Origin of the sequence: Staphylococcus parequorum (genome assembly GCF_039237145.1) — a bacterium.
Lineage (GTDB): Bacteria > Bacillota > Bacilli > Staphylococcales > Staphylococcaceae > Staphylococcus > Staphylococcus equorum_A.
Genome location: NZ_CP150682.1, coordinates 123,271 through 135,182, shown reverse-complemented (window position 1 = coordinate 135,182; position 11,912 = coordinate 123,271). Strand labels below are relative to the sequence as shown.

Annotated in this window: 10 protein-coding genes; 6 read left to right on the top strand and 4 right to left on the bottom strand. The window is 31.6% G+C overall.

Annotated elements, in window-relative coordinates; genetic code table 11:
* Positions 1-144 precede the first annotated feature (144 nt).
* Positions 145-1,341, top strand: a complete 1,197-nt coding sequence (locus AAA453_RS00605) for an amidohydrolase (protein ID WP_021339920.1) — start codon at positions 145-147, stop codon at positions 1,339-1,341.
* A 261-nt stretch (positions 1,342-1,602) separates the two neighbouring features.
* On the opposite strand, the gene AAA453_RS00600 is transcribed toward AAA453_RS00605, so the two are convergent.
* Complete coding sequence (locus AAA453_RS00600) at positions 1,603-3,024, bottom strand: MDR family MFS transporter (protein WP_002506109.1); 1,422 nt, start codon at positions 3,022-3,024, stop codon at positions 1,603-1,605.
* Between the two features lie 587 nt (positions 3,025-3,611).
* Here AAA453_RS00600 and mbcS point away from each other — a divergent pair.
* A complete protein-coding gene (gene mbcS / locus AAA453_RS00595; protein WP_427705581.1) occupies positions 3,612-5,189 on the top strand; it encodes an acyl-CoA synthetase MbcS in 1,578 nt (525 codons plus the stop codon).
* A gap of 198 nt (positions 5,190-5,387) precedes the next feature.
* On the opposite strand, the gene AAA453_RS00590 is transcribed toward mbcS, so the two are convergent.
* Entirely contained in the window at positions 5,388-5,933 is a 546-nt protein-coding gene (locus tag AAA453_RS00590) for a DUF1541 domain-containing protein (protein WP_002506107.1), read from the bottom strand.
* 18 nt (positions 5,934-5,951) lie between these two features.
* Positions 5,952-7,994, bottom strand: coding sequence for a heavy metal translocating P-type ATPase (locus AAA453_RS00585; protein WP_427705578.1), 2,043 nt, complete (start codon positions 7,992-7,994; stop codon positions 5,952-5,954).
* A gap of 183 nt (positions 7,995-8,177) precedes the next feature.
* On the opposite strand from AAA453_RS00585, the gene AAA453_RS00580 reads away from it, so the two are divergent.
* From AAA453_RS00580 to AAA453_RS00570, 3 genes are all read left to right on the top strand, one after another.
* Positions 8,178-8,909: a MerR family transcriptional regulator gene (locus tag AAA453_RS00580; protein ID WP_427705576.1), complete on the top strand. Its 732-nt coding sequence runs from the start codon at positions 8,178-8,180 to the stop codon at positions 8,907-8,909.
* A gap of 177 nt (positions 8,910-9,086) precedes the next feature.
* Complete coding sequence (locus AAA453_RS00575) at positions 9,087-9,791, top strand: dihydropteridine reductase (protein WP_427705573.1); 705 nt, start codon at positions 9,087-9,089, stop codon at positions 9,789-9,791.
* Between the two features lie 211 nt (positions 9,792-10,002).
* Positions 10,003-10,590: an undecaprenyl-diphosphatase gene (locus AAA453_RS00570; RefSeq protein ID WP_427707028.1), complete on the top strand. Its 588-nt coding sequence runs from the start codon at positions 10,003-10,005 to the stop codon at positions 10,588-10,590.
* A gap of 153 nt (positions 10,591-10,743) precedes the next feature.
* On the opposite strand, the gene AAA453_RS00565 is transcribed toward AAA453_RS00570, so the two are convergent.
* A complete protein-coding gene (locus AAA453_RS00565; protein WP_069814824.1) occupies positions 10,744-10,947 on the bottom strand; it encodes a TM2 domain-containing protein in 204 nt (67 codons plus the stop codon).
* A 263-nt stretch (positions 10,948-11,210) separates the two neighbouring features.
* Between AAA453_RS00565 and AAA453_RS00560 the strand changes: the two genes are divergently transcribed.
* Positions 11,211-11,876: a 4'-phosphopantetheinyl transferase family protein gene (locus AAA453_RS00560; RefSeq protein ID WP_427705571.1), complete on the top strand. Its 666-nt coding sequence runs from the start codon at positions 11,211-11,213 to the stop codon at positions 11,874-11,876.
* Positions 11,877-11,912 lie beyond the last annotated feature (36 nt).

Sequence of the window (11,912 nt, the reverse complement as noted above, 5' to 3'; positions counted from 1 at the left end):
AGAGAGATTAACATTACTTCATTAAATATTTAAAAATGTAAAATTCCATAAAACAGTAATTTATTTTTGTATTAATCTTCTTTTAGATTTAAAATTTTAAAATGGTTAAATTATTTATAAACAAATCGAAAGAAGTGAACAGTTATGAATACAAAAGAGATATTATTTGAAAAGTTGGAAGAGAAGGAATCTGAGATGATTCAGCATCGTCGTTATTTACATCAACATCCGGAGTTGTCATTCCAAGAGGATGCTACGGCGCAATATATTAAAGATTTTTACAAATCGAAAGAAGTGACAGTTACGCAACCTGTTCTAGGTAGTAACGCAATTATTGTAGAAATCAAAGGGGGACAACCTGGTAAAACAATAGGATTACGCGCTGATTTTGATGCGTTGCCAATACAAGAAGAGATAGATGTGCCCTTTAAGTCAACAAATGAAGGGGTGATGCATGCGTGTGGCCATGATGCACATACCGCGTATTTGTTAGGATTAGCAGACGCATTAATTGAAATAAAAGATGAACTTTCAGGTACAGTTAAAATTATTCATCAACATGCTGAAGAAATGCCTCCAGGTGGTGCACAACAAGTGATGCAATCAGGTGCATTAAATGATTTAGATGAAATATATGGTATTCATGTAGTACCCGTCGCTGGTACAGACGTGATTGGATATAATAAAGGCAATGCTTTCGCTGGTAGTTCTACATTTACTTTAACGATTAATGGTTTAGGTGGTCATGCTGCGAGTCCTCATAAAACACACGATGCTTTGATTGCAGGTACCAACTTTGTAAACACCCTCCAAACAATAGTGTCTAGACGTATCGATCCTTCAGAAATGGGTGTGATTACTGTTGGTGCGTTTGATGCACCTGGTGGAGCCAATGTTATACAAGACAAAGTTACAATCAAAGGAACAGCACGTTATCTTAATGATGACTTAGAGCAATTTATGTATGAAGAGATTGAGAAAGTCGCAAAAAGCGTAGCGGTCGGTTTTGATGTTACGTATGATTTAGATTACCAATTTGGTTATCCTGTGCTATACAATCATCCCGCACAAACAGAACAAGTGGTAGATATTTTAACAGCAAGTAAGGGTGATTATTTTGAACATCTTGTAGAAATACCGTCAGTTTCAGGTTCTGAAGATTTTGCGTATTATTTAAAAGAAATACCAGGTGCCTTTTTCATCGTTGGCTGTAAACCAGAAGACATAGAAGCGCCATATATGAATCATCATCCTAAGTTTGAAGTGAATGAAGATGCATTATTAGTTGCAGCGAAAGCAGTGGGTGAAATTGCAATTAACAGACTTTCTGCTACAGACTAATCTTTGAAATATTCTTTTATAATTGGCCTCGTAACTTTTTATTGCATTTTGGATTGAACTACTCATAGCTCAACCAATAGCGAGATTTGCAATGAAAACACTGCACGCTAACAAATCGAACAGTTAATAAAGCATTTTTATCAACCAAAGTTAATATATTAAAATATAAAAAACACTTTCGAAAACATTCTATTTATATGAATGTAACGAAAGTGTTTTTTTATTATCTATTATAATGAAGCTTTTTGATCGATTGTCTAATTAAATTGTTCTGCGTGATGGTTTACTATCATCTTTAAGTTTAGCTGATAATAATAATGCGATGACTGATATACCAGTAGCGACCATGAATGTTACATTCACACCATGAATCATACCTTCTAGACCTTCACTAGGAATAGCTGAAACAGACATTAACGTAATGAATAACGCTGTACCGATTGCACCGGCCATTTGTCTAAATGTGTTGTTCATAGCAGTACCATGAGCAATGAGACTATTCGGTAATTGATTAATCGCTAGCGTTGTCATAGGCATCATAACCATTGCTAGTGATACCATACGTACTGCGTTAGCCGTGGCAAGATAAGTAAAGGTTGTATCAGCTGTGAGCATTGTAAATGGTATTGTTGAAGCAACTAATACGAGCAAGCCAATACGAGCGAGCCATTTACCGCCAAATTTATCAAATAAATAACCTGTAATTGGGTTCATTATTCCCATAACAACAGCGCCTGGTAATAATACTAAACCAGATTCTAATGCAGAGAATCCAATCATATTTTGCATATATAATGGTAAAATAATGTTTGATGCGATTAATACACCAAATACGAACATGCTTAATGCTGTACCTAACGTATAAATGCTGTAGCTAAACACTCTAAATTCAAGCATAGGTTCTTTGAGGTTTAACTGGCGACGAATAAATATAACTAATGCAATGATACCAACGATAAGTGGTAAGATAAATTGTACACTGCCCCATCCTGCTTCTCCAACAGAACTGAAACTGTATAAGAGTCCACCAAAACCTAGTGTAGATAGAATTACTGATGCGATATCTAGTTTTGGGTTTGAAGTTTCTGTAACGTTTTTCAATAGGAAAATTGAAGCAACGATGATAACAACTGCAATTGGGAATACGACGTAGAAGACACTTCTCCATGAGAGATGCTCTACTAAAATACCTGATAGCGTAGGTCCAATCGCTGGCGCGAATGCAATGACTAAGCCGAATAAGCCCATTGCGGTACCACGTTTTTCTACAGGGAAAAGTAAGAATAAGATTGTTTGCATTAATGGCATCATAATACCTGCGCCTGCTGCTTGTAAGACACGTCCAATTAATAGCATTGAAAAATCTAGTCCGACAGCACAGATTAAAGTACCTAATGCAAAAATGCTCATGGCGGTTAAGAATAACTGCCTCGATGTATAACGTTGAATTAAAAATGCAGTAACAGGTATCATTATACCGTTTACTAACATAAATATAGATTGTAACCACTGTACCGTACTTTCAGATACTTGTAGGTCTTTCATAATAGGGGGTAAAGCTGTACCAAGTAATGTTTGGTTTAAAATTGTAATAAAGGCCCCTGATAATAATACGATAAATAAGGGGATTCTTTTTTCTACATGGAATGCTCCTGTTTCAGTCAATAGACTCACTTCTTTCATAAAAATTGCACATCTAAACAGTTTAACACTAAGCTCATTTTCAATCTAGTGATTGAGCTTAAAAATAAATAATACATCCGATAATTGATGAACAGGGACCATTTCTCAATCTATTTTAATAATTTTGAAATGGTGCGTATAATTTTCGTAGTGATTTACACATTTATAATGCTACGTATGAAATACTACACTTTTATTATAGCTAATGTCAAAATAAACTCTATTTATATGAAGGGAAATATAAATGAAGTTGAAAAATCAGGAGTTAACATAAATTATTTAGATTAATTTCAGAACTCTATAAAGTGATTGCTAGAGCTTTTTGTGGAATTAATAAGTGTATAAAAAAATGATTTTGCAAAAATATTTTAATTATTCTGAATTTAAAATATATCTATCTATGGGTCACTTTTGCTATAATAAATAAGTAAATAAATCATTTAAGTCATAATCGTATCTATTTACATGTAATAAGTTTAAAATTATCATTAAATTATTGGAAAGTATTTGGATAAGTAATCAGTAATCTATACATTTAAAGTACAATTGTACAGATTATAGATGTTCAAATAAAAGGAGAGTAAATAATGAATAAACAAGATTTGATCGCTCCAGAAACTTATAACATAGTGAGCGAAATCGAAAAATTTACAGTAGATCAATCTAAAAAAGCTGTAATATTTGAAAATGAAACAGGAGAAAATAGAGAAATTACATATACCAACCTTATCAAAAATGCGAATAAAGTTGGTAATATGTTTTTAAAATATGGTTTTAAAAAAGGTGACAAAGTGCTCGTCATGATGCCACGTTGTATTGAGACATATGAGGTTTATCTTGCTGCCTTAAAATTAGGTATCATTATTATCCCTAGTTCTGAAATGTTACGTACGAAAGATTTACAATACAGAATTACACATGGTGAAGTAAAAGGAATTGTAGTTATTTCAGATGCGCTTGATGAGTTTAAAGCAGTCAAAGAATACGACACTTTAACTAAATTTATTGTTGGCGGTCAAGAAGATGGATGGATGTCAGTTGAAGATGAAAAAGCAAATTCAACGGATCAATTAGAGATTGTTGAAACTTCTCGTGAAGATATTGCTTTATTATCTTATACGTCTGGTACAACTGGTAATCCTAAAGCTGTTGTCCATTCACACGGTTGGGGCTATGCACATATGCAGATGGCGCCAAAACATTGGTTGAGTATTAAAGAAGACGATATTGTTTGGGCAACTGCTGCACCAGGGTGGCAAAAATGGGTATGGAGCCCATTGTTATCAATTATGGGATCAGGTGCAACTGCCTTTGTATATAATGGAAGATTTGATGCTGAAAAATATTTACAGTTATTACAAGATAATAAAATTAATGCGCTTTGTTGTACACCGACTGAGTATCGCTTGATGGCAAAACTGTCTAATTTAACAGATTATAATTTAGAACATTTGCATAGTGCAGTGTCTGCAGGCGAACCATTAAATAGAGAAGTCGTTGAAAAATTCCAAGAAAACTTTGATCTTATGGTAAGAGATGGATACGGCCAAACAGAAAGTACACTGTTGATTGGATTTTTAAAAGATACAGAGAGCCGTCCCGGTTCAATGGGTAAAGCAATCCCTGGTAGTCATGTAACAGTTATTAATGATGATGGTGAACTTTCTAAAGTAGGCGAAGTAGGTAATATCGCAGTGCCGTTAGACTTACCTGCATTATTCAAAGGTTATTATAAAGACCCAGAACGCACAGCAGAACCACAAAATGGTGACTATTTTATGACGGGTGATTTAGCTAAAATAGACGAAGATGGTTATTTCTGGTTTGAAGGTCGTAAAGATGACATCATTATTAGTTCTGGCTATACAATAGGACCATTCGAGGTTGAAGATTCACTTACGAAACATCCTTACGTAAAAGAATGTGCTGTTGTTGCAAGCCCACATGAAATTAGAGGGAACATCGTTAAAGCATTTATTATTTTACAAGATGATGTAACTGGTAATGAAGACACAATCAAAGAATTACAAAACTACGTCAAACATGACGTTGCGCCATATAAATATCCAAGAGCCATCGAGTTTGTCGAAGACTTACCTAAGACCAACTCAGGTAAAATTAGACGTATCGAATTAAGAGACGCTGAGAAAAAGAAACAATCGTAATTGATTAAACTTAAAAATGCTTAGTACACAAAAACCTGGCAATATCATTGAGTAATTTTAATGATAGTGCCAGGTTTATTTTTTTATTGAAAAGTGTTTGCTCTTTTTATTACGTCATATCATCTGTATTATAATATCGAAAGTAATGGGAATGCTAAATGCGGTTAGATTTTAAAAAGTCTAAAAGGATAATTTAATTTATCTCGATTTTAGTTCGTTACTTGTCATCCATTTATGATTTTTAACCATTTTGTCATTTTCAGTTGATCTATAATCAACTACATAAACAGTTGTCTTATTTACATCATCTATTTTTGCTTCTGCCCCCTTCATACCTGGCATATGGTCAGCTTCTAATTTAACTGTATCACCTTTCTTAAAGCCATTTTCAGGGGCATCGGCAACTTCTTCATTAACAACCCATTTATGATTACTTACCTTTTCATCCCCATTTGTGGGTGTATAGCTTACGACATAAGCATAAGTCTCATAAGCACCTTTTACAGTAGCTTCCGCATTTTTCATACCTGGCATGTGTCCTGCTGTAATAGTAACTTCATCATCTTTTTTAAATTTACTTTCTTCTGTGCTCTCCATATCCTCTGGAACTTTATTTTCACTTTTATGTTCCATATGTTCCTCGTGTTTTTGATCTTTAGAATCTTTTTCCTCTCCACTGCCATTTGAGCAAGCTGATAATACGAGGCCTGATGCTAATATAATAAAGCTTAATTTTTTAATCATAATTTTAACCCCTATCATTTATTTTAATTTTAAAGTAAAAGCGTTAATTGCTACGATAACTGTACTTAAGGACATGAGTATTGCACCTACAGCAGGCGATAATATTAAACCTATAAAAGCTAATATACCAGCTGCAAGAGGAACGGCTACAACGTTATATCCAGCACCCCACCATAAATTTTGAATTGTTTTTCTCATAGTGTTTTTAGAAAGTGTAAAGAAATTGATAATATCGGATGGATTGCTTTTAACAAGTATGACATCGCCTGATTCGACTGCTACATCTGTTCCAGCGCCTATCGCCATTCCAATATCTGCTCTTATAAGACTGGGAGCATCATTGATTCCATCGCCAACCATCATAATTTTACTACCTCTGCTTTGATATGCTTTAATAATACTTTCTTTATCTTCGGGCATTAATTGTGCATGGACATCGTTAATTCCTAATTGTTTAGCAACTGTTTCTGCAACTTCTTTATTATCACCAGTAAGCATCACTGGTGTAATGTTTCTTGATAATAAGTCTGAAATCATTTGTTGTGAGCTTTCTTTGATTTTATCGCCTTGTGCAATCATGCCAATAACTTGTTGGTTATGAATTAAATAACTAATAGAATTACCTTGTTGAGCAAGATGAGTGAATTGTTCTTTATTATACTTAAGATTGTTATTATCGAGATAAGAAGCATTCGTTATTTTGAGTATTTTATTATCAACTGTGCCTTCTAATCCTACGCCTGGTAAATTATTAACTTCTTTAGGATTAGCATACGAGATATTTTTACCTTTAGTAAAATCAACGATTCCAGTAGCAAGTGGATGATTAGAACTACTTTCTAATGAAGCAAATAGACTCAATATTATCTCCTCATGGAATTCATCAGTAAAACTTTCATAGTGATTTACTGTAAAATCACCTTCAGTAAGTGTTCCTGTTTTATCCATCATAACGTAATCAATATGTTGGGCAATTTCTACAGATTCTCTGTTTTTTATGATTAAGCCATTATGTGCACCTATAGAAGTAGAGCGTGCTGTAACTAATGGAATGGCCAGTCCTAATGCGTGTGGACAAGCAATAACTAATACAGTAACAAGTCTTTCAAGTGCGAAGTCGATATCATTTTGAATAAGCATCCATACAATAAATGAAATTAACCCTACGCTCACTGCAAAATAAAATAAATAACCTGCTACTTGATCTGAGAGAAGCTCGGCTTTTGACTTATCATTTTGCGCCTGATTAACTAATCCCATAACTTGAGATAGGTAGCCATTTTCACCAGTGGCTGTAACTTTAACTTGTATTGTGCCTGAACCATTGATAGAGCCGCCAATAACGTCATCATTATACTTTTTGGCAACTTTTTTTGATTCACCAGTAACTAATGATTCATCAATTGATGTCTCGCCCTGAGTGATTGTGCCATCTGTAGGTATGCTTTCCCCAGCTTTAACTTCAACAATATCATCAATATTGATGTTATCAATTTTAACTTCATGACGTTGGTCATCTTCTGTCACTTTAATTGCAGTATTCGGTAACAGTTCTGCCATTTTTTTCAATGCATTGCCTGCTTTACCTACAGCATTCATTTCAATCCAATGACCTAACAACATAATTAAAATTAAAGTCGCTAATTCCCAGAAAAAATCCATTGTATGCGTTGAGGAATCGGTGAAATTATTCATGTAAAAAGCATATAAACTATAAAAATAAGCCACTGAAATGCCTAAAGCAACTAGCGTCATCATGCCAGGTTTTTTAGTTGAAATCTCATCCTTAGCACCTGTTAAAAATGGTTTGCCACCGTAAAAGAATAAAATTGTAGCAAGGATTAAAACAATCCAATCAGAACCTGGAAATGAAAATTGGAATGGCAATGTAACACCCATCATTGGTGATAGAATAATAATAGGTATTGCAAAAATTAAAGAAATAAAAAATTTATTTTTAAAATTGCCGTGATGATGCGCATGACCATTATGGCTGTCATGATGCTCATGTTCGTGATGACTATGAGCATCATGATTATGGTGTTGATCATTATGTTCCATAATAAAACCCCCTATATTTATAGAATTGGTAATAAGATGATTTTAGTATAACACATACCCTATAGAGGTATAAATATTTCGACTTTTCATAAATAATTTGGTAGAAAACATAATGAGAGTGTTTATTTATATTGACTGTTACTCAGGGTAATAGTTTATTAAATAAAGTAGGAGGTGAAAAATATGTCTATATATTCAACAGGAGAGTTAGCTGCCCTTTTTTCTATCACAACTAGAACCATTCAATATTATGATAAAAAAGGAATACTCAAACCATCCTATGTTAAGGATAATAACTACAGAGTTTATACAGAAAAAGAAGTAAAAAAATTACAAATTGTCATAACTTTAAGAAATATGCAATTCAATTTAAAAGATATTAATAAACTAATTAATAGTGATGAAGATTTGAGGTCAATATATTTATTATTAGATCAAAAGATAGAGGGTGATGAACAACGCATAAAAGAAGATCAGCAAAGACTTAATAACTTGAAACGTGTTAAAAGTATGATTTCTGAAACATCTAACTCACCGATACAAAAATTATTAGACATAGAAGATGTTATGAATAAAAATGAAAATATTAGTAAGTTATATCGAAAACTATTTTTGGTGGGTGGATTAGGGACATTAGTCCAGTTAATAGGTATATCAATAAGTTTTGCTATAAAAAGTTATTTACCATTTGTAATATCTTTTGTTTTAGCTATTATTTGTGCGATTACAATAACAAATAAATACTTTAATTCAGTATTATACATGTGCCCGAATTGCCATTTTAAATTCAAACCTAAAAAATTAAAATGGATGTTAGCTGCGCATACATCGAAGACTAGAAAATTAAAATGTCCAAACTGTAACGAAAAATATCATTGTATAGAAACATTAAAAGAGGTTGAAAAATTCTCTTAATTAATGGAAAAGCGTGAGCAGAAAACATTTATTTTCTGTTCACGCTTTAAATATAGCGAAAATTACTTCTGCAAAATGATTTTCAATAAACAGTAATATCCTTTAATTGATAATTATTATCATTTGAAGTATATTATATAAATAGATTTAATTGTAAATGATGAGGAGAATATATAAATGCAGATATATTGGACTAAAATAAATAAGATTATTAATGAGACGTCTGAAATTAAAACGTATTTACTTGATCGCCCAGAGGGTTTTACTTGGGAAGAGGGCTCTCACACGCACATGGGATTAAAAGGTTTTAATGAAGGCGAAAAACCAAATAAAAGCTTAGTTCGCCATATGTCGATTTCTACTGTTCCTAACGAGAATATAATTGGAATTACTACAAGAATAAGAAAACAATGTTCTGAATTTAAAAATATTTTAAATAAGTTAGAAGTTGGACAAGAAGTAGCGATTTTTAAAACACATTCAAATATTCCACTAAAAAGAGAAAGTAAAAATGTGTATTTACTATCTTCGGGTGTTGGCTTAGCGACATATAGACCAATAGTGCTTAAATATTTAGAGAACGCTGAAAATGTTAATAAAATACATTCTATAAATGTTGATTCATCTAAAGAATTCTTATTTACAGATATATTTAAATCTGTACCAGATAAAAAATTCACATCACAATTTGTGGATAGCAGAGCATCATATTATGAGCAATTAGAAAATATTGCAATGGATAAAAATGCTTTATTTTATATAGTAGGTAGCGATGAATTCGTAACTCAAAATATTGAAAAATTATTTGAGTTAGGTATGAAAACATCACAAATTGTAATTGATAAGCGTGAGAAACAACGCTCGGAATTCCTAACAATATAAATGCTTAAATTGCTATAAAATTAAAATATTGTAATGCCTCAAGCCAAAGGTCTGTTATATATTTTTGAATATATTCAAAAATCGTTTCTTTATATTTTAAAGTAATTTTCAACAATATTTTATAGATATTGTTTTAATATTTTATTTTGGTATAGTTGAAGGTCAGTATAAACTATATTTAATAAAATTAAATAATTAAGGAATGATTTGAATCAATTTATCAGAATTAAATGTTGAACTATTTAGGGTGTTTAACGAATTAAGTAAACAACTGGTGTTTTTAAATCCAGTAATGATTTTTTTAGCTAAATACATGGAGTATTTTTTAATTTTAAGTATTATCATATATTGGTTTACTCGAAAACAACAAAATAGAATGATGGTCATTAGTGCAATCATTGCTTTTGTAGTCGCAGAGTTATTAGGAGATATTATAGGGAAAGTATATTCAAATAACCAACCATTTGCAGAATTATCAAATGTTAATCAACTTATTGGACATGAAATAGATAATTCATTTCCAAGTGATCATGCACTACAATATTTTGCTATATGTATCATGTTTCTGCTTTTCAAAAAAAACTTAAGGTATTTTTGGCTAGTATTAGCTTTTCTTGTAGGAATTTCACGGATTTGGGTTGGTGTACATTATCCGGCAGATATACTGGTAGGCGCAATTTTAGGTACGTTTTCGGCAGTATTTTCTTTCTGGATCGTTCCTCATATAAGGCTAACTAAAAAACTTTTAGAAATATATGAAAGAGGAGAAACGTTCATATTATCGAAAATATCAAAATAAAGCGTATAGATAAATAATACGGCACGATAATATATAAAATTTCTGAAGATAAGAAAATATACTAAAATAGCAGTGAAGAAATCTATAATGATAGAGGCCTTCACTGCTATTTTATATGAGTAGATTATCCAGTATCTTAAATTTCAAATTGCTTTATACTGCTATATCTCCATTACTATCCGACTTTTTAAAAACAGTTAAAATCGCTTCTACGATACCAATGATTTCAGGAATACCAGTCCAACAAAATACAAAATATAATATCCCTAATTTTCTTTTGTTTGAATAAAATTTATGGACGCCTAATCCACCTAGAAAGAAGGCTAATAGCATATAAATTATTTTGTTAACTTTCATTAAACCATCTCCTGAACCTTTTATAGGCACTATACAATATAAATGGTGGTATACATAATGTTTTGACTATTTAGACTTGAATAACAAATATATCTAATATAATAAGTGGCTTAGATTTTTAAAAATCATTAAAAACTTTAACATTAAAAATATTTTAATATGTTACCATAACACTAATAATATAATGTTTTTAATAATTTCCATGTATTAGTAAAGTTTTTTATAATGATATATCGTGAACCTATATAGAATGGAGCAAATAGATGAAGTTATATTTAATAAATGTAAGTGACTTAAACTATGATGCTATACAAAATCGGTTTTTAAATCATATCAGATGTGACAAGCAGAATAGAATTCATAACTTACATGCTGCAAATGATAAGGTGCTTACTTTGATCAGTGAATTGTTATTATATTATGCGCTGATCAAAGATTATGGTTTTTCTCTAGAAGGACTCATTTTTGAGGAAAATGAGTATGGCAAGCCATATTTACTAAAATCACAGAACGTACATTTTAATTTATCTCATTCAAATGAATGGGCGGCTTGCTATATCTCTGATTCGCCAGTAGGCGTCGATATAGAGCAAATAGATGATATAGATAAGAAACTGTTTTGTGATATTACACATGCTAATGAACGCGCTATGATGAGCAATAATAAAGAGAATTTCTTTTCTTTTTGGTGTTTAAAAGAAAGTTATACCAAATTTATAGGAAAAGGCTTATCTTTTGATATTAAACAATTATCTTTTGATTTTAACATCAAACACAATATTGAGTTGGTATATAATAACGAAATAATTACAAACCATTTTTTATTATTAGATGTAATAGAAAATTATAAATTAGCTGTTTGTTGTGAAAATATAGTTACACCTAAAATTGAGTTTGTAACGTATAAAAATATAGAAAAACACTTATAAAATCATCGTGGGAGAGCTGTTTTGGAATAATTTTAC

Coding starts and splice junctions, on each gene's coding strand:
- AAA453_RS00575 (WP_427705573.1), top strand. CDS start 9,087: ATGCAGATATATTGGACTAAAATAAATAAGATTATTAATGAGACGTCT.
- mbcS (WP_427705581.1), top strand. CDS start 3,612: ATGAATAAACAAGATTTGATCGCTCCAGAAACTTATAACATAGTGAGC.
- AAA453_RS00560 (WP_427705571.1), top strand. CDS start 11,211: ATGAAGTTATATTTAATAAATGTAAGTGACTTAAACTATGATGCTATA.
- AAA453_RS00580 (WP_427705576.1), top strand. CDS start 8,178: ATGTCTATATATTCAACAGGAGAGTTAGCTGCCCTTTTTTCTATCACA.
- AAA453_RS00590 (WP_002506107.1), bottom strand. CDS start 5,933: ATGATTAAAAAATTAAGCTTTATTATATTAGCATCAGGCCTCGTATTA.
- AAA453_RS00605 (WP_021339920.1), top strand. CDS start 145: ATGAATACAAAAGAGATATTATTTGAAAAGTTGGAAGAGAAGGAATCT.
- AAA453_RS00585 (WP_427705578.1), bottom strand. CDS start 7,994: ATGGAACATAATGATCAACACCATAATCATGATGCTCATAGTCATCAC.
- AAA453_RS00565 (WP_069814824.1), bottom strand. CDS start 10,947: ATGAAAGTTAACAAAATAATTTATATGCTATTAGCCTTCTTTCTAGGT.
- AAA453_RS00600 (WP_002506109.1), bottom strand. CDS start 3,024: ATGAAAGAAGTGAGTCTATTGACTGAAACAGGAGCATTCCATGTAGAA.